The organism is Paraburkholderia lacunae (genome assembly GCF_003353175.1).
Taxonomy (GTDB): domain Bacteria; phylum Pseudomonadota; class Gammaproteobacteria; order Burkholderiales; family Burkholderiaceae; genus Paraburkholderia; species Paraburkholderia lacunae.
This window is the reverse complement of sequence record NZ_QHKS01000011.1, coordinates 147,177-169,153: the sequence shown is the minus strand read 5'-3', so window position 1 is coordinate 169,153 and position 21,977 is coordinate 147,177. Positions and strand designations below refer to the sequence as shown.

Annotated in this window: 20 protein-coding genes, 2 tRNA genes and 1 pseudogene; 14 read left to right on the top strand and 9 right to left on the bottom strand. The window is 63.3% G+C overall.

Features of this window, described 5'->3' with window-relative positions; genetic code table 11:
- Positions 1-85 precede the first annotated feature (85 nt).
- Positions 86-1,072 (top strand): transporter substrate-binding domain-containing protein, encoded by a 987-nt coding sequence (locus DLM46_RS18620; RefSeq protein WP_425273998.1) that lies wholly within the window; start codon positions 86-88, stop codon positions 1,070-1,072.
- A 51-nt stretch (positions 1,073-1,123) separates the two neighbouring features.
- Here DLM46_RS18620 and DLM46_RS18615 read toward each other — a convergent pair whose 3' ends face one another.
- The gene (locus DLM46_RS18615) at positions 1,124-1,573 is read right to left on the bottom strand and encodes an NUDIX hydrolase (RefSeq protein ID WP_115102360.1); all 450 of its coding nucleotides are present in this window, start codon (positions 1,571-1,573) and stop codon (positions 1,124-1,126) included.
- Between the two features lie 76 nt (positions 1,574-1,649).
- Positions 1,650-1,829, bottom strand: a pseudogene (locus tag DLM46_RS18610) (hypothetical protein); the annotation flags it as partial.
- 246 nt (positions 1,830-2,075) lie between these two features.
- On the opposite strand from DLM46_RS18610, the gene DLM46_RS18605 reads away from it, so the two are divergent.
- A complete protein-coding gene (locus DLM46_RS18605) occupies positions 2,076-2,315 on the top strand; it encodes a hypothetical protein (RefSeq protein ID WP_115102358.1) in 240 nt (79 codons plus the stop codon).
- A 38-nt stretch (positions 2,316-2,353) separates the two neighbouring features.
- Here the strand turns inward: DLM46_RS18605 and DLM46_RS18600 are convergent, their stop codons facing one another.
- Positions 2,354-3,655 carry a cytochrome-c peroxidase gene (locus tag DLM46_RS18600; protein WP_244306287.1) on the bottom strand — a complete coding sequence of 434 codons (1,302 nt, stop codon included), beginning with the start codon at positions 3,653-3,655 and terminating at the stop codon, positions 2,354-2,356.
- Positions 3,656-3,955: 300 nt separating this feature from the next.
- On the opposite strand from DLM46_RS18600, the gene DLM46_RS18595 reads away from it, so the two are divergent.
- Both DLM46_RS18595 and DLM46_RS18590 read left to right on the top strand, forming a co-directional pair.
- Positions 3,956-5,533 carry an acid phosphatase gene (locus DLM46_RS18595; RefSeq protein ID WP_115102353.1) on the top strand — a complete coding sequence of 526 codons (1,578 nt, stop codon included), beginning with the start codon at positions 3,956-3,958 and terminating at the stop codon, positions 5,531-5,533.
- A 265-nt stretch (positions 5,534-5,798) separates the two neighbouring features.
- Positions 5,799-6,182 carry a DUF427 domain-containing protein gene (locus tag DLM46_RS18590; protein WP_115102350.1) on the top strand — a complete coding sequence of 128 codons (384 nt, stop codon included), beginning with the start codon at positions 5,799-5,801 and terminating at the stop codon, positions 6,180-6,182.
- A 90-nt stretch (positions 6,183-6,272) separates the two neighbouring features.
- Here the strand turns inward: DLM46_RS18590 and DLM46_RS18585 are convergent.
- Both DLM46_RS18585 and DLM46_RS18580 read right to left on the bottom strand, forming a co-directional pair.
- A tRNA-Arg gene (locus DLM46_RS18585) sits at positions 6,273-6,346 on the bottom strand.
- Between the two features lie 305 nt (positions 6,347-6,651).
- Positions 6,652-7,482, bottom strand: coding sequence for an undecaprenyl-diphosphate phosphatase (locus DLM46_RS18580; RefSeq protein ID WP_115102348.1), 831 nt, complete (start codon positions 7,480-7,482; stop codon positions 6,652-6,654).
- 701 nt (positions 7,483-8,183) lie between these two features.
- Here DLM46_RS18580 and DLM46_RS18575 point away from each other — a divergent pair.
- The 3 genes from DLM46_RS18575 to DLM46_RS18565 all read left to right on the top strand — a co-directional run bounded on the left by DLM46_RS18575 (position 8,184) and on the right by DLM46_RS18565 (position 10,512).
- Positions 8,184-9,092 carry an aldose epimerase family protein gene (locus tag DLM46_RS18575; protein ID WP_115102346.1) on the top strand — a complete coding sequence of 303 codons (909 nt, stop codon included), beginning with the start codon at positions 8,184-8,186 and terminating at the stop codon, positions 9,090-9,092.
- A 208-nt stretch (positions 9,093-9,300) separates the two neighbouring features.
- Positions 9,301-10,020, top strand: a complete 720-nt coding sequence (locus tag DLM46_RS18570; protein ID WP_115102343.1) for a peptidoglycan DD-metalloendopeptidase family protein — start codon at positions 9,301-9,303, stop codon at positions 10,018-10,020.
- A gap of 165 nt (positions 10,021-10,185) precedes the next feature.
- The gene (locus DLM46_RS18565; protein ID WP_115102341.1) at positions 10,186-10,512 is read left to right on the top strand and encodes a hypothetical protein; all 327 of its coding nucleotides are present in this window, start codon (positions 10,186-10,188) and stop codon (positions 10,510-10,512) included.
- Positions 10,513-11,369: 857 nt separating this feature from the next.
- Here DLM46_RS18565 and DLM46_RS18560 read toward each other — a convergent pair.
- Complete coding sequence (locus DLM46_RS18560; protein ID WP_115102339.1) at positions 11,370-12,086, bottom strand: pentapeptide repeat-containing protein; 717 nt, start codon at positions 12,084-12,086, stop codon at positions 11,370-11,372.
- A 120-nt stretch (positions 12,087-12,206) separates the two neighbouring features.
- Between DLM46_RS18560 and DLM46_RS40370 the strand changes: the two genes are divergently transcribed.
- The gene (locus DLM46_RS40370) at positions 12,207-12,515 is read left to right on the top strand and encodes a DUF2288 domain-containing protein (RefSeq protein ID WP_115102336.1); all 309 of its coding nucleotides are present in this window, start codon (positions 12,207-12,209) and stop codon (positions 12,513-12,515) included.
- Positions 12,512-13,900: an MATE family efflux transporter gene (locus tag DLM46_RS18550; RefSeq protein WP_115102334.1), complete on the top strand. Its 1,389-nt coding sequence runs from the start codon at positions 12,512-12,514 to the stop codon at positions 13,898-13,900. Before DLM46_RS40370 ends, DLM46_RS18550 begins: the two co-directional genes overlap by 4 nt.
- 238 nt (positions 13,901-14,138) lie before the next feature.
- Here the strand turns inward: DLM46_RS18550 and DLM46_RS39490 are convergent, their stop codons facing one another.
- Positions 14,139-14,309, bottom strand: a complete 171-nt coding sequence (locus DLM46_RS39490; protein ID WP_165848008.1) for a hypothetical protein — start codon at positions 14,307-14,309, stop codon at positions 14,139-14,141.
- Between the two features lie 153 nt (positions 14,310-14,462).
- Here DLM46_RS39490 and DLM46_RS39485 point away from each other — a divergent pair, with 153 nt between their 5' ends.
- From DLM46_RS39485 to DLM46_RS18535, 4 genes are all read left to right on the top strand, one after another.
- Positions 14,463-14,636: a hypothetical protein gene (locus tag DLM46_RS39485; RefSeq protein WP_165848007.1), complete on the top strand. Its 174-nt coding sequence runs from the start codon at positions 14,463-14,465 to the stop codon at positions 14,634-14,636.
- 161 nt (positions 14,637-14,797) lie between these two features.
- Positions 14,798-14,874, top strand: a tRNA-Pro gene (locus DLM46_RS18545).
- 174 nt (positions 14,875-15,048) lie between these two features.
- The gene (locus tag DLM46_RS18540; RefSeq protein ID WP_115102331.1) at positions 15,049-15,507 is read left to right on the top strand and encodes a SixA phosphatase family protein; all 459 of its coding nucleotides are present in this window, start codon (positions 15,049-15,051) and stop codon (positions 15,505-15,507) included.
- Between the two features lie 192 nt (positions 15,508-15,699).
- Entirely contained in the window at positions 15,700-16,512 is an 813-nt protein-coding gene (locus DLM46_RS18535) for a GNAT family N-acetyltransferase (RefSeq protein WP_115102329.1), read from the top strand.
- Positions 16,513-16,678: 166 nt separating this feature from the next.
- Here the strand turns inward: DLM46_RS18535 and ppx are convergent, their stop codons facing one another.
- Positions 16,679-18,304 carry an exopolyphosphatase gene (ppx, locus tag DLM46_RS18530; RefSeq protein ID WP_115102326.1) on the bottom strand — a complete coding sequence of 542 codons (1,626 nt, stop codon included), beginning with the start codon at positions 18,302-18,304 and terminating at the stop codon, positions 16,679-16,681.
- A gap of 202 nt (positions 18,305-18,506) precedes the next feature.
- Between ppx and ppk1 the strand changes: the two genes are divergently transcribed.
- Complete coding sequence (gene ppk1, locus DLM46_RS18525; protein WP_115102324.1) at positions 18,507-20,570, top strand: polyphosphate kinase 1; 2,064 nt, start codon at positions 18,507-18,509, stop codon at positions 20,568-20,570.
- Positions 20,571-20,649: 79 nt separating this feature from the next.
- On the opposite strand, the gene phoR is transcribed toward ppk1, so the two are convergent.
- Positions 20,650-21,963 carry a phosphate regulon sensor histidine kinase PhoR gene (phoR, locus tag DLM46_RS18520; RefSeq protein WP_115102321.1) on the bottom strand — a complete coding sequence of 438 codons (1,314 nt, stop codon included), beginning with the start codon at positions 21,961-21,963 and terminating at the stop codon, positions 20,650-20,652.
- Positions 21,964-21,977 lie beyond the last annotated feature (14 nt).

Below are 21,977 nucleotides of genomic sequence, written 5' to 3'. Positions count from 1 at the left end.
GAGCGAGGTGCACGCCGTTTCGTTGCGTCACGTTCCAACGACAGAGGCAGCGCGGCATATGTGCAAGCGCCGTCCGGGAGTTCCGATGAAAGTTGCAGCCCGCCGCGGGGCGAGCGCGTGGGGCCTACGCCACGCGCGCAGCGTTCCCTCCGTACATTTCGCATCCATGGCACATGGAGCACATGGCGTCCTCGTCGCGCTGCTCCTGTGCGGCGCGGCCTCGTTCTCATGCACGGCGCGCGCGCAAGAGCTGACCGGCACGCTGAAGAAAATCCACGACGACGGTGTGGTCGTGCTCGGCGTGCGCGAAGCGTCGATCCCCTTCTCGTACTTCGACGGCAAGCGCACGGTCGGCTACTCGCAAACCATCGCGCTACAGATCGTCGATGAAATCAAGAAAACGCTCGGCATGCCGCAGCTGAAGGTGCACGAAGTCACCGTGACCTCGTCGAACCGCACGCCGATGCTGCTGAACAATCAGATCGATCTGGAGTGCGGCTCGACCACGCATACAGTCGAGCGCGAAAATGTGGCCGCTTTCTCGAACAGCTTCTTTCAGTACGCCGTGCGCATGATCGCGCGCAAGAGCAGCGGCATCACGGATTTTCAGGATCTGGCCGGCAAGATGGTCGTGACGACCGCGGGCACCTCCGACGAACGTCTGCTGCGCCGCCTGAACACCGACAAGCATCTGAACATGCGCATCACCAGCGCACGCGATCATCAGGAAGCCTTCGCCGCACTCAAGGACGACCGGGCGGTGGCCTTCGTGATGGACGAGCCGATCGTCTACGGTTTCAAATCGACCGACTCGCGCCCCGAGGACTTCGTGGTGACCGGCACGCCGCTCGGCTACGAAGTCTATGCCTGCATGTTCCGCAAGGGCGACGAGCCGTTCCGCAATCTCATCAACGGGGTGATCGCGCGCGGCCAGACATCCGGCGAAGCGGAACGTCTGTACAAGCTATGGTTCACGCAGCCGATTCCGCCGCACGGCATCAATCTGAATTTTCCGCTGTCGGAGCAGAACCGCACGCTGTTCGCGCATCCCAACGACCAGGCGCTCGACTGAGGCGCCGGCACGCCGAGGCATCGAGGCGTCAGGCCGCCCGCGGGGCTGCCATTACAGCGAACGATGCAGTTCCGCGAGCGAAAGCGTGGTCTGAAAGAGCCGCGTGAGACTGCGGCTCGCATACCGTTCGACTTCGTCCGGTGCGCTCCAGCGGTAGGCATCCATTTCGGGAATCAGCGTGCCGTCGGAGCGGCGCGGAAACAGCGACGTGCAAGTGCACGAAGACAGATCCAGTTCGCTGGCGATGGCGCGCGCGGCGAACAGATGCAGATCCTTGTCGCGCCGGTAAACGAACAGCCCGAGGTCTTTCAGGCGCTCGGCCGCAATCGCGATACCGGTCTCCTCGACCATCTCGCGCAGCGCGGTGACGTGCGGCGCCTCACCCTCTTCTCCGTGCCCCTTCGGAATATCCCAGTGCGAAGTTTCGGTGGCGTGTGCCAGCAGCACCCGCCCGTGCGGATCGAGCAGCACGATGCCGCACGACACCACCCGCGCGCTCATCGCCGCAGCGCTGCGCGCTTCGTCATAGCGTCCCGCACGCTCAGCTCTTTTTCTGCAACTGCCAGTCGCCGCTGCCCTGCTTGCTGTTCAGCGCGGCGATCACGGCCGCCTTGATCGAGTCGACGTGGCGCTGTTTCATCCAGCTGGCGGGGGTGTCATTCAGAAAATCGAGGTTCGCCGCTTGTGCGCCAACTGCGCCACCCAGCAGCAGGCCGCCGACAGTCAGGTGAAAGAGAGCACGGGTTCGCATCGACATGAAGGGTTCTCCTCGAAGAGTGATTCGGGCGGTAATGAACACGCCAGCCGCCACTCGTGATCTGGACCCAAAAGCATAGCATGGCGCCATGCCGCAAGCGGCCGCGCGAGTCCGCGGCGGCCAATCGCTGCAAAGCCAGAGCAGGTGGCTCAACTTTTTTCGGACGTGTCTCATATCGTCACAGGAAAGGTCTACTTAAGATGGCCTGGCGCGTTTCAGCGCAGATCCGGCTTCAAGCCACTCATCATGCCCATCTTTCCCACCCTTCAAAGTTTCGCCGTCGGCCTCGCGCTGCTTTGCGTGGCGCTCGTGCCAGTCGCCATCCGCCACGATCCGGGTCTCGCGCGGCGCATCGTACGTATGAACGGATTACCCGGCGCACGCTGGCCCGATCTGCTGACACGCGCCGGTCTCGCCTGCCTGCTGGTTTCGTTCGCGCTGCTGCTGGCCGGCTGCTATCTGATCCTTGCCGGCCCAGGCCACTGAGCGCGGCCTGGGTCGCCGCTCGAGCGCTTCGGATTCACTCACTGCGCGGCCGGCTTGTAGCCATCGGTCAGCGTATTCAAAAACGCCACCACGTCCTTGATCTCGACCTCGTCGAGCGCCGGCCTGTCGCCCGGCTTGCGATCGAACGGCGGCTCGGTATTCAGATTGGCCCAGTAACGCTGCGGCAAATCGTCGAACTTCTGCACTTTCCCCTTCGAGACCGGATAGAACTTCTCCGGATTCGTATCGCGCTGGGCATAAAAGCGCAGCACCTCGGCCAGCGAATGATAAATACCGTTGTGGAAGAAGCTCTTCTTCAACGCGACGTTACGCAGTGTCGGCGTGCGGAAGATGCCGCAAAATTCGGCGCGTCCCTCCAGATCGGCACGCTCGGGCCCGCAAGCACCGAGGTCATAGAAATGCGGATCGCGATTGACCGGCAGCGCCCGGTTACGCGGCACGCCGATCGCGATCAAACCGAAATCGCTGAACTGCGGCGGCGCGCCGTCCTTGCTGCGCTGACTGATATGGCAGCTCGCGCAATTGCCTTTCTTTTCGTCGTTGAAGACCTGCAGACCGCGCAGTTCGGCCTGAGTCAGTTGCGCCTTGCCTGCCAGATACGCGTCGTATTTGCTGGTGTACGGATAGAACAGTTCGGGCGTTTGCTCGAAGGTTTCCAGCGCTTGCAACACGGCTTTGAAGGTGGCGTCGTCGTTGTCGAAAATGTGCTCGCCGAACGCCGCACGGAACGCGTCGGCATACGGCGCGGCCTTCACGGCGGCCGTGACTTTCTGCGGCGTGCTGCCCATTTCGAACGACGACAATAGCGGAATCCGCGCCTGGTCCGAGCCGCGGTCGACCCGGCCATCCCACGTCAAGCCGCCGGTCGGCCCGGCATCGACGCTCTCGTCGCCTTCGTCATCGGACTCGTGATAATGCTCGGCGAACGCCGGCACCGATTGCAGGTACTTGAGCGTGGGCGCGGCGCGCATGCCTGAGCGGTGCATGTCGTTGCCGCCGAGTTGCACGGACAGCGAATTGGCCGGCGAAAACGCGTGATCGGGGCTATGGCACGACGCGCACGCCAGTTTGCCCGAGCCGGATAGCGACGCGTCGAAGAACAACTGCTTGCCGAGCGCTGTCATCTGGCGCACCGATTCGTAGACTTGCGCGCGGGTCTGGCCGGCGTCATGTGCCGCCGCTTGCACCACCGAGGCCGCCGCCGGCGCGGCCGCCACCGCCGATACCGAGGCGAGCGGCGCGCTTGAGGCCACCTCCCTACCCGCCGCCCCGCCGGCCGTTGGCGCCTGTGAATCGCAGGCGGCCAATGCCGTAGTCATCGCCAGCGCCACGCCAACCGGCCACACTAGCCGCCGCGCCGCCAGCCGAAGCGCCCTTCCACGAATCCCCGTCAGACCAAGCCGCATAAGAACGATGTGAATGCTTTCGATATTGAAGAGCGCGAGCGTATTTCATCGACATGTCGTTTAAATGACATATAGCCGACTAAAAAACCTTGAACGAATGCATTCGTAATTAATTACATCTCTCTGTCAAATTCCCTTGCGAAACTTTCGCGGCCGGCCCTCCGTGCAAGCAGGGCCGTGGCCGGTCCCCAACGCCAGAGAGAACGACACGACATGAACAAGAAACTGATCTGCGCGACGCCCATCGCGATCGCAGCAGCGCTGAGCCTATATGCATGCGGCGGCAACGAAGTTACGCAGCCGGACATCACGTCGATCAAGACGGTCGTGGTGATTTACGCGGAAAACCGCAGCTTCGACAATCTGTACGGCAATTTCCCGGGTGCCAATGGCTTGCAGAACGTGACCGGGGCGAGCGCAACTCAGGTCGACCGGAATGGCGCGTCGCTCGCGACGCTGCCGCAGGTATGGAACGGTCTGACGCAAACCGGCGTGACGCCGGTGGTCACGCAGGCAATGACCGCCAACCTGCCGAACAGCCCGTTCGCGATCGACGACCCGAATGGTTTCAACACGCCGATCACCGCCACGACCCGCGACCTGTACCACCGGTTTTACGAGAATCAGATGCAGATCGACGGCGGCAAGAACGACAAGTTCGCCGCATGGGCGGACTCCGGCGGCCTCGTGATGGGCCACTACACGCAGAACGCCGACAAGCTGCCGCTGTGGAAGATCGCCCAGCAATACACGCTGGCGGACAACTTCTTCATGGGTGCGTTCGGCGGCTCGTTCCTGAACCACCAGTGGCTGGTGTGCGCGTGCACGCCGACCTATCCGAACGCGGACAAGAGCCCGGCGGCGGGCTCGGTGTCGGCAGTGGAAGCCGACGGCGTGACGCTGAAAGTCGCGTCCAATTCGCCGGCATCGGCGCTGAGCGGCCCGCCGAAATATGTGCTCTCAGGCAACCTGACGCCTGACTTCTACGCGATCAACACGATGCAGCCGCCGTATCAGCCGAGCGGCAACAAACCGGCTTCGGGCGGCGACGCCACGCTGGCCGACCCGAGCGCCGCCACCACGTTGCCGGCGCAGACGCAGCAGAACATCGGCGACCTGCTCAACAACGCGAACGTGTCGTGGGCATGGTACGGCGGCGCGTGGGGCGCGGCACTCTCGGCGGTGCAAACCGGCACGTCGAACGTGATCTACGGCCAGAATCTGACGGCACCGAACTTCCAGCCGCACCACCAGCCGTTCAACTACTTCGCCGATCTCGCCCCGGGCACCGCGAACCGCACGCAGCATCTGCTCGACGGCGGCCTCGGCGGCTCGGAGTTCATCAAGGCAATCGATGCCGGCACACTGCCGCAAGTGTCGTTCTACAAGCCGCAGGGCAACCTGAACGAGCACCCGGGTTACACCGACGTCGCGTCGGGCGACCAGCATATCGCCGACGTGATCTCGCATCTGCAGAACAGCCCGCAGTGGAACAACATGCTGGTGGTCGTCACGTACGACGAAAACGGCGGCTTCTGGGATCACGTCGCGCCGCCGAAGGGCGATCGCTGGGGCCCAGGTACGCGGATTCCGGCGCTGATCGTTTCGCCGTATGCGAAGAAGGGTTTCGTCGATCACACGCAGTACGACACGACTTCGATCCTGCGCTTCATCACGCACCGCTTCGGGCTGCCCACGCTGCCGGGCATCTCGGCTCGCGACGCCGCGCTGGTCAGCAACGGCGGCAAGCCGATGGGCGACCTGACGGCCGCGCTGAACGTCAAGCAATAATCGCCACGCAACAGTGCGCCTGCTGGCGCGACCTCGACAGGGCAGCTTCGGCTGCCTTTTTTGTTTTCATCGTGGCGCGAAGTACGGAGTGCGGCGCTCGTGCCCGGCATAAGCCATGACGAGAGCAGGGACACAAGCGGCGGCGCAAACGCGCCGCCGTGACCGGCGTATGCTTCGCCAAAGACGCGGTCGTTCCCGCCGACTGCGGCTCGAAACCTCGAACAGCGTGTTGCAGGCTTGGCCCACTCACCAAGGAGTTCGACACATGACTGAAAAAACCATCAAGGTCCCCGGCCCCGCTCATCCGATCTCGGTCGAACCGGGCAAAGTGCGCGTGGTCGTGACCGTGGCCGGCCACGTGATCGCCGACACACGCGATGCGCTGATCCTGCGCGAAGCGTCGTATCCGGCCGTGTATTACATTCCGCGCAAGGATGTCGAGATGGCGCTGCTGCAACGCACCGATCACGCGACCTATTGCCCGTATAAAGGCGACTGCGCGTATTACAGCATTCCCGTGGGCGGCGAGCGCGCTGTGAATGCGGTGTGGACGTACGAGTCGCCCTATGCGGCGGTCAAGGAGATTGTGCAGCATCTGGCGTTCTATCCGGATCGCGTCGATTCCATCGACGTGCAATCGGCAGCGTGAAGCCGTCGGCATCAAGCCGATCGCGGGAACACGCACGCTCAGGAGAAGAAGGCGCTGAAGCGCCGCAAGCCGCGGCGCGAGCAATTGAAGTACGGCAGGAGGGACTCGAACCCCCCACCCTCGGCTTAGAAGGCCGATGCTCTATCCAGCTGAGCTACTGCCGTAATGAAGAGAGGCGATGCTAAACGTACAACGACCGTACAACGAGCATCACCCGCAATTGAGAACCCCCTCCCGGGCGTCGGGAGCCTGTGCCCTACGCGATAGCGCGCGCCACAGGGTTCGTGGTTTGTGCGATACCGAAATTGTATCCGACCGCACCGGGACTTGAAATCTCGACCCTGTCCGGCGGCCGTCGCCACGCCACCAAAACAAACGGGCCCGGCAGCTTGAGCCGGGCCCGGATTATATAACCGATCGCTTCCCACCCGCCACCGCCGAATGGGCGCAGGCGGCAAATCGAAGGCAATCAGACCGGCTGCGCATGCAACATGAACCAGCCCAGGAACACAATCCCCGCGATCACGCAGTACAGGCCGAACGAGCCCAGACGTCCGCGGCCTTCGAAATAGCGCATCAGGAAGCGCACGCTGAGATAAGCGGCGATCGCGGTCAGCACGCCGCCCAGCAGCGCATCGGCAAGTTGGCCCGGCGCATGGAACAGCTTCGGCAATTCGAGGACGCCCGCCGCGAAGATGATCGGCGTGCCGAGCAGGAACGAAAACTCAGCGGCCTTCTCCGCCGTCAGGCCGGCCGCGTTGCCGGCGATCATCGTCAGACCGCTGCGCGAAAAGCCCGGAATCAGCGCGCCGATCTGCGCCAGCCCGACCAGAAACGCCTGGCGGAACGTCAGCTTCTCCGGCGGCCGATGCGCGCGCGAGCGTTGCAGACGGTCGCCGAACCACAGCAGCACGCCATTGATGATCAGCGCGATGGCGACGATGCGCAGATCGTGGAAGAGCCGCTCGAGCCGCTTTTCCAGCAGCAGTCCGACCAGACCGGCCGGAATCGTGCCGATGATGAGCGCCCACATCATGTGCGCATCGTCGTTGTGGCCGCCGCCGAACGACGCGAAGAAGCCGCGCACCAGCGCGACCCAGCGCTTGCGGAAGTACCACAGCAACGCGAGGGCCGTGCCGAGGTGCAACGCGACGAGGAACGGCAGCAATTGCGGCGCGTGCTTGTCGATGTGCATACCGAACAGAGCCGGCACGAGCAGGGTGTGGCCGAGGCTGCTAACCGGAAAGAGCTCCGTGACGCCTTGCAACACGCTCAGGAAAATCAGAAACGACAGGTTCACGCGGCGATCCTCTCTGTTAGGAAAATGTCGGGGAACAGCGCGCCGCGATGGGAAAGCGTCGACGCGTCAAAGCGCACCGATTATGCCGGGCTGCATTGTCAGCGCCAAGCATTTGAGCCGCGGTTGGGGAAATTTTGATGCGCCGCGTCACAACTTGAAACCATTGTTACGCGGCAGACAAAGAAACAGGGCCGTCGTGGCAGCGGCCCTGCGATGATGCGGAATTCAGTGCGCTCAGGCGCCCGGCCCGCAATGAACGAACCAGCGGCCGGCGAAGCAGGACAACGGGATCAGCGTTCGAGCTTGTAGAAAAAATAGACCGTGCTGGCCGCGAACATGCCGAACAAAGTGACAGCCATTGCCATTGCGAGATCCATAACGCCTCCTGAGCCGGTCTGGCCCGGCAGTCGACGACACCGAGCGGTCAGACGGATTATCCGCAAGGACGGCGCTTCTCCGACACCCGCAATTTCCCCAGAAGGGTTTCCCCGTAGCGCAAAGCAGCGCAGAATCTCCTCGCGCGCCACGCCGTGCGGCGTCGGCGTCGAAGTCGGCGCGGTCCGCCGGCTCCGGCCGCGAGCCGGGTCCGCCAGCGAGCCCGTGTCAGGTTTTCATGCATCCCGGCGCGTGCAATCCCTGGCAACCGTGATCAACCTCGACCAACCGTCTTGACCAACCGTAACCCATCAGACCCATCGACCATGCCCCTCTCCCCGCAACAGGACATTCTCGAGATCGCCCAGGACGCCTCCGTGCTCCGCTTCTCGCCGCAGGCCGGCGGCCGGCTGCTGTCGTGGATCGTCGACGGCGAACCGGTGATCCATTGGCCCGAGCACGCCGACTGGCGCCAGCCCGCCAGGATCCGCGGCGGCAATCCGCTGCTGTTCCCATTTCTCGGACGACATCGCGTCGACGGCAAGATCGGCTACTGGCGTGACACCGAAGGCACGGTGCGCGCGCTGCCGATGCACGGCTTCGCACGCGACCTGCCCTTCGAGGCGCACGCGGACGTGCACGGCGCCGGTCTGCGCATGATCCTGACCGACAGCGACGCGACCCGTGGCGGCTATCCTTTCGGCTTCCGTTTCGAGGCGGCGTACTGCCTCGTCGATGCGCACACGCTCGAGGTCACGCTGAGCACCGCCAACACCGGCGATGCGCCGCTGCCCTACTACGCCGGCCACCACTTCTACTTCACGCTGCCGCATACGCAGCGCGGCGAGACGTCGTTGGAACTGCCGCGCACCGAACGGCGCTACCAGCAGGACGACGGCTCGATCAGCGCAGCTGAGCCGGGCGAGCCGTGCTATACGCTCGACGAGGCGCGCATCCTCGACCGCTTCCATTGCCTCGACGGCGCGCCGCAACGGCCTGTGCGCATCGTCGCGCCGGGCCTGAACCGGGTCGTCACGATCGACCTGCAACGTCCGGACTCGGTGCCCTGGTACGCCGTGACGACATGGACCGAAGCCCCCGGGTCGGATTTCTACTGCGTCGAGCCGTGGCTCGGTCTACCGGACGCGATTCACAACGGCATGGGCTTGCGCTGGCTCGAACCGGGTCAAAGCGAGACGGCCGCACTGCGCATCAACGTCGGCGCGCTGAGCTGATGGCGGAGTGTTGCCGCTTTTCGCCCTTCGCTCAGCGCCTTCCGCCGGCACAGCGAGCGCCCGCTTCCGCACCGCCCTCACCGGCGGTGCCTCGCCTCGCCGCAACCCGTTTTCGGGTGCTGCAGCGCAAAACCGTTAGAATCGGACGCTTTTGCATCTATCTGCCGCGTGATCGGGATCGGCGCGTGGCAGTGCTTTGCGAGGTCCAATGTTTGACACAACAAGAATGATGAAGCGGCTGGTCTGCACGTCGTTATTAGCGGTGCTCGCCGCGTGCGGGTCCGCGCCGGTGGGTCCGGGGTTCTACCGCGTCGAACGCGGCGATACGCTTTCGAAAATCGCGCGCAGCAACCGGCAGTCGATGCAAAACATCGTGCGCTGGAACAATCTGCCGAACCCGGACAGCATCGAGGTCGGTCAGGTGTTGCGCGTGGCGCCCCCCGGCAACGCGGCGTCGACGACCGGTGCCGTGCGCAGCAACGGCGGCGGGAGCGCAACGGCCACGCCACCCTCGTCGCGCCCGGCACCCGCCGACAGTGCGCCGCCGTCCGCGCCGGCTTCGTCGATCTCGCTGGTATGGCCGGCCGACGGCACGGTGATCCGGCGTTTCGACGGCGCCAATTCGAAGGGCATCGATATCTCGGCGGCGCCCGGAACCCCGGTCGTGGCCGCCGCGGCCGGCACCGTGGTCTATGCCGGCAACGGCCTGCGCGGCTACGGCAACCTGCTGATCATCAAGCACAACGCCGAGTATCTGACGGCCTACGCGCACAACCGCGCGCTGCTGGTGAAGGAAGGTCAGACGGTCGCGCGCGGCGATAAGATCGCCGAAATGGGCGATACCGATACCGACCGGGTGATGCTGCACTTCGAATTGCGCTATCAGGGCCGCTCGATCGACCCGTCGCAGGCACTACCTGCCCGTTAGCCGTCCGGTAATCACCCGTTAGCCGCACGCTCGCGGCTCACCAGGCCGCGCCGCCCGCGCGTGCAGTCACCGCGGCTGAGGGAACCCGGCGTGCTATAAAACGCTCAATCCGACACGCGACGTGGTCCACCGCCACGTCGCCCCGTCATTTGTAAGGAATTTGCAATGAAGAGCGCATTTGCGTCAGTGGCAATGGCCGCGGCGGTTGGCCTCGGCGTGCTGACGCTCGGCAGCCTCGGCGGCTGCTCCAGCACCACCACGATGACCTATCTGCCGAGCGGCGACACCGGCTTCGCGATCAACTGCAGCGGGAGCGACGCCAGTTCGAGCTGGGGAGAGTGCTACAAGCGCGCCGGCGAAGTCTGCGGCAACTACGGCTATGACGTCGTTTCGAAGGACGTCGACAACGGCGCCACCTCGGGTGGCTCGATCGGCGGAATCTTCGGTGCGAACGTGAAGAACCGGTCGATGGTGATTCGCTGCAAACAGTGACGGCGCCTCGACGCGCCGCGTGGCGCGACGCGAGCTAACGGCGGCGCCAGCGTCCGGAGCGCGGATTGACGCGCGCGGCGAAGGCGATCGGCACACCGGGCATGAGCGGCCGGATAGCGGGGAAAAATGATCGGCCGGGTCATGGCGCCTATGTCTGCGCTCCGCACATCGGTGTAGAGAAAAAGCAATCTTCGATGATCAGGGCTGGGTGTGAATCGAAAGTGACGCGCGGATAAAAAAAAGCCCGGCACGAGGCCGGGCTAACGGGGGTTCGGCGCATATCGGCAAAGGACCGGTTCACCATGCGCCAGAAGTAAATCTAACGATCCGCTTATGCGCACGCAATCTATTAATTTCGCAGGTAATGTGATGCGGCGCACGGAGTCCGCATTATGTTAATCTGAAATCACAAAAGTACGCAGAATAAATGGGTAAAAATCCCGCGATGCAATACGCCATTAAATCATCACAAAAAATCCGCAGTCAGCGGGCAAAGCCTTATACAGCAAGCATCCGCCGAGATCCCCCCAATAAATCCGACGGAAAGCATTTGGCCGATTTCCACTAACCCGCTCGCGACGACGCGGGCGCCCTGCATGCAGCGTGCCTTTGGTGCGCCAACGCACTATACGGGACCATTAATCGACAGCCTAACGCAGATAATCAGCCGCCGCTTTCATCACATTAAATTCGAGAAAAGCGAATATATTTGAAAATCTCAAATCCGCTGACAAATCCCGCATCATCGAATCGACTGATTTTATTCATTCGATGAAATGAATCGCGGTATTGCCGGCGATTGCCGCGATTCGCTCAAGCAGGCCGAACGACTGCAACCGCCGGCTGAAAACGGGTGCTTACATCACTCGCAAACCGAGCTCGGTTACCAGCACGGCTGCCTGTTGATGTGAGATCGTCGCGCCTTTGAAGAGCGCGGCGTCGACGAGCCGCACGCCGCTGAGATCGGCCTCGCGCAGGTCGGCGCCGTCAAAGCGCGCGCCCTTCAGATGCGCGTCCTTCAGACTGCCGCCCTCGAAAACCGCCTCGCGGAAATCGACTCCGGCGAGATCGGCGTCCGAGAAATCGAGTTGTTGCAGCGTCGTCTTGCGAAACGACAGTCCGCGTAAATGCGCGCCCACCAGCAAGGTTTCGACAAAGCTCAAGCCCAGCGCCGCGCAGCCCTCGAAGTTCGCGCCGGTCAGCTTGCAGCTGTGAAACGACGCCGATGCGAGCTTCGCGCGGCGCCAACTGGTGTTGTTCAGATCACTCGACTGGAACGCCGCGTCGACCAGATCCGCCGACGCGAAATCCGCCTCGCGGCCGCGGCAACGCACCCAGCGGCTATGCGACAGCGTCGCGCCGAAAAACAACGTTTCGACGATCGTGCAGCGATGAAACTCGGCGCCGCGCAAATCGAGTCGCGACAGATCGACGCCTTCGAAATCGCAGTCGGTGAAATGCAGCGGCTCGTTACTGAGCGCGACGAGGCGCTCCACGTCGGCGCGCGTGAGCGTCGCGCCGTTCACGACCTGAGCTTGCGCGCCCGAAGCCGGCGCCGTTGAATCCAGTGACATGTAAACGGAGAATGAGTGGAGAATAAAAACCGAAAGACCTCAAGCGTACCGGAATGCACGCCGCCGTGGCGGTCGAGCGCCGATGGTTTATAGTAACGGCCCCCAGAGCCCCCGCCCACCATGACTTCTAACGACGCCCCCCATAGCCCGCTGTACGCCAAGCTGCTTGCGGAAACCGCCAAAATCGGCTGGACCGAGCTCGAACGCTTTTTTGCGCGGGGCATGCTGCTGCGCGTCGCGCGCGACCTCGATCTGGTGAGCGTCGCAGAAGCCATCGCCAGCGACGACACCGCGCAAGTCACGCAATGGCTGTCGTCCGGCCTTGTCGAGCGCGTGCAGGCGGAGACCGCCGCCGATTTCGCCGCGCGCGATCCCGATCTGTGGGCGGTAGTCGTGTCGCCGTGGGTCTGCGTGCAGGAACGCCATTGAGCGAAAGCGCACCCGGCCCGCAGACACTCGACGCGGCAACGCCCGCCGTGGCCGCGCTACCCGTGCGCTGGCATCGGCGCGTGCTGGCGCTGGCGTTTCCGATCGTCCTCGCCAATCTGACGCAACCGATCCTCGGCGCGGTCGATACGGCAGTCGCCGGGCATCTGAACGGTGCGTCGTATCTCGGCGGCGTCGCGCTCGGCGGCCTGTTCTTCAACTTCGTGTTCTGGGGCTTCGGCTTCCTGCGCATGGGCACCACCGGGCTCGTCGCGCAAGCGCATGGCGCGGACGATCAGACAGGATTGCGCAACAACATCGTGCGCGCGCTGCTGCTGGCGGCGGCGATCGGCGCAATGGTGCTCCTGCTGCAAGCACCGCTGATCGGCTACGCGTTGCGCGTGCTCGGCGGCAGCGACGCAGTGCAACGCCACGCGCAAATTTACTGCCATGCGCGTATCTGGGCCGCGCCGCTCGCGCTCGCCAATTACGTCGTGCTCGGCTGGCTGCTCGGCACGCAGCAGGTGCGGCTTGCGCTGCTGTCGCAGGTGTTCATCAACAGCGTGAACATTGCGGCGGTGCTGCTGTATGTGTACGTATTCGATTGGGGTGTGGCCGGCATCGGCGCGGCCACCGCCACCGCCGATGCACTTGGCTTCGTGCTCGGCGCCGCCTTGTTGTGGCATGGGCGGCCGCGCGGCCTGCCCGCGCTGAACCGCGCGGCATTGTTCGACGCGGCGGCGCTCAAGCGTCTGGTGGCTTTGAATCGCGACATTTTCGTGCGTACGCTGTGTCTGCTCGCGTCGTTCGGCTGGTTCGCACATCTCGGCGCGCAACAGGGCGACGCCACGCTCGCCGCTAACGCGCTGCTGCTCAATTTTCAGACCTTCATGGCGTATGGACTCGACGGCTTCGCGCACGCCGCCGAGGCGCTGGTCGGCGCCGCGATCGGCGCACGCGACCGGCACGCGTTCCGGCAGGCGGTCAAGGTAACGGCGCTATGGTCCGCACTCGGCGCCGTCGGCTTCTCGCTGGTGTATTGGGGCGCGGGGACATGGATCGTCGAGTGTCTGACCGATCAGGCCACGGTGCGCGCCACTGCTGAAACTTATTTGCCGTGGGCCGCGCTGTCGCCGGTGATTTCCGTGTGGGGCTTTCTGCTCGACGGCGTGTTCATCGGCGCGACCCGCACGCGTGAATTGATGGTGTCGATGGTGTTGTCGTTTGCGATGTTTGCCGCTGCGTCGTGGGCATTGATGACGCTGTACGGCAACCACGGTCTGTGGGCCGCGCTGTTGATCTTCATGGCCGCGCGCGGCGCAACGCTCGCGCGGTTCTTGCCGGGTGTCGCGCGCGCCGTGCCAGAAGCGCCGGGCGTGCCCATTTAACCTTTGTGCAGTATGCGGTTACGGCTTGAAACAAGCGCATACCTATACGGCGCACCGCTCGCCCTAGAATGCCTGGAGCCCGTGCTCTCCGCGCGAACAGTCTGCACGGGTCAGAAGCGCCGGCGTGCCCGCACCGGCGCTTCGCCTTTCGATTGCTGCGCGACGCAGCGAGTGCGGCCATCACATCCATCCTCGATGTGGACGGCGAGGCACACCACCTGGCCGCTTTTACATCCGCTCAAAGGGCGGCCGGCGGGGGCACCATCGAAGGCGGCCGGTCGTCGGTGGGCACGCCGTGATAGTCGCTCGGATCTTTCGGCGGCGGTCCGCCATGATGGGCGGAGGAATCATTGGCGCAGCCGGTCAGGCCGGCGGCCAGCAGGAGCGCAATCAGTAGAACGCGATTCATAGACTCTCTAGACGGAATGAATATCGGCGGCGAAGCGCCAAGAGTCTACCTGCAAAGCGCTTTGCACGACGGCCCCGCGCGCAGCGTCCCCCTCCCATTTCGTTACGCGTGTCCTACTATGAAGGCATGACCGCCTCATCAAAGGAGACTGCCATGGACGCTGAATCGATCGCGGGTCTGGTCGGACTCGGAATAGGTTTGCTCGTACTGCTCGCCTTGTCGATTTTCGAATCGAAAACCTACCGGCGCGAACACGGCGGCGAAGGCATGGTGCATCACTGGCTGGCTCATCAACACCTGCCGGACTGGATGCGTCGCCGGCATTGAGAGAGAGCGGTCCGCTCGTGCGCTTGGCGCACGGTCCGGCTATCTAGCGAGACACTGCGCTTGCCGACTGAGATGCAGACATGCGTGTCTGCTTCATTTTCAGCGCGATGCAATTCGAGATTGACTCTGGCACCTAATGCCACGTAGAATCTCGGATTCGTCGGAGCGTAGCGCAGCCTGGTAGCGCATCTGATTTGGGATCAGAGGGTCGTAGGTTCGAATCCTATCGCTCCGACCACAGAATCAAGGGGTTATGAGTTTTTACTCATAACCCCTTTTTCTATTGGTGCATCCGTTCGGTGGATCCGTTCGCTCCGAATCGCCCGTCTTGCCGTCACGCGTACCGTCATGCGACAGTGGTACAAAGCGGTGCAGCCCTCCCCACCGCCTCCCCGGAGACAAGGAGCTCAACATGAATCTGATCCTGTGGCGTCATGCCGAAGCCGAAGATTTCGCCTCGAGCGATCTCGCGCGAGCGCTGACCACACGGGGCCGCAAGCAGGCACAGAACGTCGCCAAATGGCTGCGCGCCCGCCTGCCCGACGACGCCGTGATTCTCGCGAGCCCCGCGGTGCGCACCGTCCAGACCGCCGAGACCTTGAGCGACCAGTATCGCGTGGTGCGTGAGCTCGCGCCCAACGCCGGCGCCAACGACGTGCTCACCGCCGCCGGCTGGCCCGAAGGCATTGCGCAAACCGTCGTGATCGTCGGCCATCAGCCGACCCTTGGCCATGTCGCCGCGCTGCTGCTCGCCAACAGCGAAGCGAGCTGGCCCCTGAAGAAGGCAGGCGTGTGGTGGATCTCCAACCGCGAGCGAAACGGCGACGAACAGGCCGTGCTGCGCGCGGCAATCGGCCCCGATCTGGTCTGAGCCCACGCGGCGAGGCGTCGAGCGCCGCCGCGGACGGTCGCGCCGCAACAACACATCCCCGCTATACGACAAGCCGCGGACGCCCAGCTTACGGGCAGTCATCCAATCGTCACAGCTTTGCCATGCGAACGTCACCAGGCGTTACTACATTGGCGAAAAAAGCAATCTCCCTTTTTTCGACCAGGACGCCACATGCGAGAACTGCCGACGCCCACCCTGCCCCTCGCTTCGATCTTCGAGTTGCGCCGCCTGCCGCGCGCCGAAGAGACGGTCACCGCCCAGCATCGCCTGCAAGTCACATGGGCACGCACCGACGAAGAACTGCGCGAGGCCCAGCGGCTGCGCTACCGGGTGTTCGCCGATGAAATGGGCGCGCGCCTGACGGGCCCGGCCGGCCTCGACGTCGATTCGTTCGATGCGTATTGCGATCATCTGCTGGTGCGCGACCTCGACACGCTGAAGGTGGTCGGCACGTATCGCGCGCTGCCGCCGCATCAGGCCGCGCGCATCGGCCGCCTGTATGCCGAGAGCGAATTCGACGTCTCGCGTCTCACCCACCTGCGCGCCAAGATGGTCGAAGTGGGCCGTTCGTGCGTGCACCCCGACTACCGCAGCGGCTCGGTGATCATGTCGCTGTGGGCTGGGCTCGCCGCCTACATGAAGCACAATGGCTACGAGACGATGCTCGGCTGCGCCAGCGTCGCGATGGTCGACGGCGGTCACTACGCGGCGAATCTGTATTGCTCGCTGCGCGACAACGCGCTGACGGCGCCGGAATATCGCGCGTTTCCGCATACGCCGCTGCCGGTCGACGAGCTGCAAACGGGTGCGGACGTCGCACCGCCGCCGCTGGTGAAGGGCTATCTGCGCCTTGGCGCAAAAATTTGCGGCGCACCGGCCTGGGATCCCGACTTCAACACGGCCGACTTCCTGACGCTGTTCCGCCTATCGGATATCAACGCACGCTATGCGCGTCACTTTTTGGGCGACGCGCTGCCGCGCTGATTGACTCGAACGCGACCGACGCGTCCGAAAAACGCGTCTGCGCTGGGTCCGCGACAGGTCCACGACGCGCATAAAAAAGCCCGCCTTGAACAGCACCCCAAAAGGTTGGACCGGTGTCCAACTTTGCAGGGTCAGTTCAAGGCGGGCTTCTTTCAACAGACGTTTTTTACTCGCCCGTATAAACCACGCGATACGGGATGCCCACCTTCTCCCATTCCGCGGCTTCCTGAATCAGGCTGTAATCGGTGAGCGGATTATTCGCCACCCATTCGTTCGGCAAGCGCACGTCATAGCCGCCGTTCACCTGCTCGACTGCGATGCCGGGCAAACCGACATCGGCACGCCGCCGGCACAGCAGCGCCGCGAGCCGCAAGCAGAACAGCAGTGGCCATTCCACTTCGCGCGTTTGCGACAGCTTGCCGAGTTTGCCCGCGTGGCCAAGCACCAGCGCGGCGAGTCGCGCCTGATCGGTGCGCGAAAAACCCGGCATGTCCGCATTGCTCGCGATATAGGCCGAATGCTTGTGATACGCGCTGTGCGAAATCGACAGCCCGATTTCATGCAACGCCGCCGCCCAACCGAGGAACATGCGGTTTTCCAACCGGCGTTCTTCGTCCGGCTCATCGAACTGATCGTAGAAACTCACCGCCAGATCGCCGATGCGCCCGGCCTGCGCACGATCGACGCCATAGCGGCGCATGAAGCCCTCGGCAGTGACCGTACGCATGTCTTCGTGCTGCGAACGGCCCAGCAGGTCGTACAGCACGCCCAGACGCAATGCGCCGTCCGTCGTATCGACGTAATCGACGCCGAGTTCGTCGAACACCGCGATCATGATCGACAGACCGCCCGCCAGCACCGGGATCCGGTCGGCCTTCAACGCGACGAGCTTCAGGCGATTGACGTTCTCCGCCTTGATCAATGCACGCTTGAGCCGTTCGAGCCCGCCGCGCGAAATGCCGTGTGTGATGCCCGGATCGTTGAAACCGTTCGCCTCGACCAGTTCGGCCAGCGCACGCGCGGTGCCCGACGAGCCGATCGCCTGCTCCCAGCCGGTCTTCTTGTACTCGGCGGAAATGATCTGGATTTCACGTCTCGCGGCGAGTTCGGCCTGGCGCATCGTGTATTCGTCGACATTGCCCGCCGGAAAGAACGCTCGGCTATGGCTCACGCAGCCGATATACAGGCTTTCCATCTTGATCGGCGTGTAGTGCGAGCCAATGATGAATTCCGTCGAACCGCCGCCGATGTCCACCACCAGCCGCTTGCCCGAGCTCGCGGGCACCGAGTGTGCGGCCCCGGCGTAGATCAGGCGCGCTTCTTCACGGCCGGCGATCACTTCGATCGGGAAGCCGAGCGCGGCCTGCGCCTCGCCGAGAAATTCGTTGGCGTTCTTGGCGATGCGCAGCGTGTTGGTGGCGACCGCGCGAACGTGATCGGGATGAAAGTCGCGCAGCCGTTCGCCGAAGCGCTTGAGCGCGTCCCAGCCGCGCACCTGCGAGGCGCGATCGAGCATCTTGTCGCGCGACAGACCGGCAGCGAGACGCACCGGTTCGCGCAACGCATCCACCTGATAAATCTGGCTACCCGCGTCGGTTTCCTCGACCCGGCCCACGATCAGGCGGAAGCTGTTGGAGCCGAGGTCTACGGCGGCGAGGAGTTGTGGAGTATTGACCATCGATTGAGCGGACTCCATGCGCGCGAGCGCGGCGGCCGAGGACGTGGAAGACACCGAACGTCCCTTGGGCGCCGTATGCGCCTTGTGGCCAGCCGCGCTGTTGAAAGACGCCATTTTAAGCGTACCGGACCTCACGGTGTCACCTTGCAGTGTTTGGTGTGCGCCATGGTCCCATAAACACTGCGTCATATTGACGACACGCGGCAAATGCGGCGTAGAATTTGAGACATTCAGAACGTCATAAGAATGTAATCATACTGTGAGAATTTCCGAGCGTCTTTCTGCCTCTCTTCCTGACATTCCATTCTCGCTGCCGATGTCCATCCGCTACCCGTTATTGAATCGCGAGCTGGGCATTCTGGGTTTCAACGAGCGTGTGTTGGCACAAGCTGCCGACCCCGCCGTCCCTTTGCTCGAGCGACTCCGTTTTATCTGCATCACCAGTAGCAACCTCGACGAATTCTTCGAAGTCCGCATGGCCGGACTGCAGGAACAGATGCGCGACAACCCGGGCGCGCTGTCGCCCGACGGCATGTCTCTCCAGCATGTGTACGACCTCGTCGTCGAACGCGCGCAGCGGCTCGTGCATCGTCAGTACACGATGCTGAACGACACGGTGTTCACGGCGCTCGAAGCGGAAGGCATTTACTTTCACGGCACTGAAGCGTGGAACGAAGCGCAAACCGAATGGGCGCGCAACTACTTCTTCGACGAACTGCTGCCTGTACTCACGCCGATCGGACTCGACCCGGCGCATCCCTTCCCACGCGTGCTCAACAAGAGCCTGAACTTCGTCGTCGAACTGGAAGGCAAGGACGCCTTCGGACGCCAGGCGATGATGGGCATCGTCCAGGCGCCGCGCGCGTTGCCGCGCCTCGTGCGGATGCCGCAGGAGCTGTCGGGTTATCCGCACGGCTTCGTGCTGCTGAGCTCGCTGTTGCAGCGCTTTGTGGGCGAGCTGTTCCCGAATCTGGTGGTGCGCAGCTGCAATCAGTTTCGCATCACCCGCAATAGCGAACTGTTCGTCGACGAAGACGAAATCACCAATCTGCGCGTCGCGTTGCAGGGCGAATTGCCGGCGCGGCATCTGGGCAATGCGGTGCGGCTGGAAGTGTCGGCGGATACGCCCGTGCACGTCGTGCGGCGCCTGCTCGACGAAAGCAATCTGTCGGACAAGGACTGCTATTACGCCGACGGCCCCGTCAATCTGGTGCGTCTGATGCAACTGCCGGAGATGGTAGACCGGCCCGACCTGAAGTTCGTGCCGCACATCCCCGCCATACCGCCGCGAGTCTCCAACAGCACCAACCTGTTCGATGTGATCGATCAGGACGACGTGCTGCTGCATCATCCGTATGAGAGCTTTCAGCCGGTGCTCGAACTGCTGTTGCAAGCGGCCAAAGATCCGAACGTGGTGGCCATCAAACAGACGATCTATCGCACCGGCACCGATTCGCCGCTGATGGACGCACTGATGCAAGCCGCCCGCAACGGCAAGGAAGTCACGGTAGTGGTCGAACTGCTCGCGCGCTTCGACGAAGAAACCAACATCAACTGGGCGTCGCAGCTCGAAGCGGTGGGCGCACACGTGGTGTACGGCGTGGTGGGTCACAAGTGCCACGCGAAGATGATGCTGATCGTGCGGCGCGTGTCGGCGGGCGGCAAGACTTCGCTCAAGCGTTATGCGCACCTCGGCACCGGCAACTATCATCCGCGCACCGCACGGCTTTACACCGACTTCGGCGTGATGACCGCCGATCAGAAAATCTGCGAAGACGTCCACCACGTGTTCCAGCAACTGACCGGCATCGGCGGCGAATTGCGGCTGCATGAGTTCTGGCAATCGCCGTTCACGCTGCATCCGAAACTGGTCGAAGCGATCCGCGCGGAAGCCGAACATGCGCGCGCCGGCAGGAAAGCGCGCATCGTCGCGAAGATGAATGCGCTGCTCGAACCGACCGTGATCGCCGAGTTATACGAAGCGTCGCAAGCGGGCGTGAAGATCGATCTGATCGTGCGCGGCGTGTGCTCGCTGCAACCGGGCGTGCCCGGCCTGTCGGAGAACATCACGGTGCGCTCGATTGTCGGGCGCTTTCTGGAACATCATCGCATCTTCTATTTCTACGACGGCGGCAAGGAGCAGGTGTATCTGTCGAGCGCCGACTGGATGGACCGCAACTTCTTCCGGCGCGTGGAAGTGGCGTTCCCGGTCAACAACCGTCGTTTGAAGCGGCGTGTGATTGCCGAAGGCCTGTCGGCGTTTCTCGGCGACAACCAGTCCGCGTGGCTGATGCAAAGCGACGGACACTATCGCCGGCGCCGGCCGGGCAAGTCGTCGCGCAATGCGCAGATGAGCTTGCTGAGCAAATTCTGTTCATGAGCGAATCGGCCAGCCAGGCTCGCAAAAAAAGCCCGCCTTGATTTGATTCAAGGCGGGCTTTTTTTCGGGTCGACGCTCTTCAAGCCGGCGCCGGTTGCCTGCGCGCCGTGCGATACACCGGGAAGCGCACGGTGAACGTGCTGCCGCGCCCCTCTTCGCTCTTCACCTCGAGTTGTGCATCGTGCCGTTGCAGCACATGCTTGACGATCGCGAGCCCGAGGCCGGTACCGCCGGTATCGCGCGAACGGCTGCGGTCGACACGATAGAAGCGCTCGGTGAGCCGCGGAATGTCCGCCGCCGGAATCCCCAAGCCGCTGTCGGTGACCGAAAACACCGCACTTCCGCCGCTCGCGTGCCAGCCCACCTGGATCAAACCGCCATCCGGCGTGTAGCGGATCGCGTTGGTCACGAGGTTGCCGAGCGCGCTGAGAATTTCTGTTTCGACACCCGTGACCGTGAGCCCTTCGTCGGCTTCGAAGAGAATCTTGTGATGGTCGCTCGACAGGTTCTCCGCGTCGTCTTTCAGATGCCGCAGCACCGCGCGCATGTCGATCATCTGATCGCTTGGCGGCTTGTTGTCGCCTTCCAGTTTGGCGAGCACCAGCAGATCGTTGACGATGTGCCGCATGCGCGAGGCCTGCTGCTCCATCAGATCGAGATAGCGCGAGCGTTCTGCTTCGCTCAACGGCAACTCGCGCATCGTCTCCAGAAAACCCGAGAGCACGGTAAGCGGCGTCTTCAGCTCATGCGAGACATTGGCGACGAAGTCACGCCGCATCGCGTCCGTGCGCTCCAGCTCGGTGATGTCTTGCGAGAGCACCAGCTTGCGGTTTTCGCCGTACGGAAAGACCTGTACCGACAGCACGTTCTGGCGCTTGTCGCCCATCCCGCGCATGATCAGCATCTCTTCGTAACGATGCGAATTCAGATAGCGGACGAAGTCGGGCTGGCGCACCAGGTGCGTGATGTGCTGGCGCAGATCGCGTTTCGCGTCGAGCCCGAAATGGAGTTCCGAGATCGCGTTACACCACTCGATCTGGTCGTGATCGTCGAGCATCGCGACGCCGTTCGGCGACGCCTGGATCGCCTGGATGAAACGCGAGTGCTGCTGCTCGACCTGACGTACCTGCGCATGCCAGCGCTTCGCGAGCTTATGCAGACGGTAGTAGATTTCGCCCCAGACGCCGGGCGCGCTCGGCACTTCGCCATAGACCGGCGCGTCGAGCAAACGCCATAGGCGCTGCTTGTGAAAAGTGCCGAAGAGGCTCTGTGCGAGCAGCAAAACGATCGCGAGGACCAATCCTGCCTTGACGTTCACGAGTGCGCCGACCACTGCGCACAGAACAGCCAGCAGCACGACCGACACGAGGGAGCGCGCCCAGATGATGTTCATGTTCTAGCGATCGA

What these genes read in the sequence shown, in the direction of transcription:
- DLM46_RS18620 (WP_425273998.1), top strand. Translation starts at nt 86, where the DNA reads ATGAAAGTTGCAGCCCGCCGCGGGGCGAGCGCGTGGGGCCTACGCCAC.
- DLM46_RS18615 (WP_115102360.1), bottom strand. Translation starts at nt 1,573, where the DNA reads ATGAGCGCGCGGGTGGTGTCGTGCGGCATCGTGCTGCTCGATCCGCAC.
- DLM46_RS18605 (WP_115102358.1), top strand. Translation starts at nt 2,076, where the DNA reads ATGCCCATCTTTCCCACCCTTCAAAGTTTCGCCGTCGGCCTCGCGCTG.
- DLM46_RS18600 (WP_244306287.1), bottom strand. Translation starts at nt 3,655, where the DNA reads ATGACTACGGCATTGGCCGCCTGCGATTCACAGGCGCCAACGGCCGGC.
- DLM46_RS18595 (WP_115102353.1), top strand. Translation starts at nt 3,956, where the DNA reads ATGAACAAGAAACTGATCTGCGCGACGCCCATCGCGATCGCAGCAGCG.
- DLM46_RS18590 (WP_115102350.1), top strand. Translation starts at nt 5,799, where the DNA reads ATGACTGAAAAAACCATCAAGGTCCCCGGCCCCGCTCATCCGATCTCG.
- DLM46_RS18575 (WP_115102346.1), top strand. Translation starts at nt 8,184, where the DNA reads ATGCCCCTCTCCCCGCAACAGGACATTCTCGAGATCGCCCAGGACGCC.
- DLM46_RS18570 (WP_115102343.1), top strand. Translation starts at nt 9,301, where the DNA reads ATGTTTGACACAACAAGAATGATGAAGCGGCTGGTCTGCACGTCGTTA.
- DLM46_RS18565 (WP_115102341.1), top strand. Translation starts at nt 10,186, where the DNA reads ATGAAGAGCGCATTTGCGTCAGTGGCAATGGCCGCGGCGGTTGGCCTC.
- DLM46_RS18560 (WP_115102339.1), bottom strand. Translation starts at nt 12,086, where the DNA reads ATGTCACTGGATTCAACGGCGCCGGCTTCGGGCGCGCAAGCTCAGGTC.
- DLM46_RS40370 (WP_115102336.1), top strand. Translation starts at nt 12,207, where the DNA reads ATGACTTCTAACGACGCCCCCCATAGCCCGCTGTACGCCAAGCTGCTT.
- DLM46_RS39490 (WP_165848008.1), bottom strand. Translation starts at nt 14,309, where the DNA reads ATGAATCGCGTTCTACTGATTGCGCTCCTGCTGGCCGCCGGCCTGACC.
- DLM46_RS39485 (WP_165848007.1), top strand. Translation starts at nt 14,463, where the DNA reads ATGGACGCTGAATCGATCGCGGGTCTGGTCGGACTCGGAATAGGTTTG.
- DLM46_RS18540 (WP_115102331.1), top strand. Translation starts at nt 15,049, where the DNA reads ATGAATCTGATCCTGTGGCGTCATGCCGAAGCCGAAGATTTCGCCTCG.
- DLM46_RS18535 (WP_115102329.1), top strand. Translation starts at nt 15,700, where the DNA reads ATGCGAGAACTGCCGACGCCCACCCTGCCCCTCGCTTCGATCTTCGAG.
- ppx (WP_115102326.1), bottom strand. Translation starts at nt 18,304, where the DNA reads ATGGCGTCTTTCAACAGCGCGGCTGGCCACAAGGCGCATACGGCGCCC.
- ppk1 (WP_115102324.1), top strand. Translation starts at nt 18,507, where the DNA reads ATGTCCATCCGCTACCCGTTATTGAATCGCGAGCTGGGCATTCTGGGT.
- phoR (WP_115102321.1), bottom strand. Translation starts at nt 21,963, where the DNA reads ATGAACATCATCTGGGCGCGCTCCCTCGTGTCGGTCGTGCTGCTGGCT.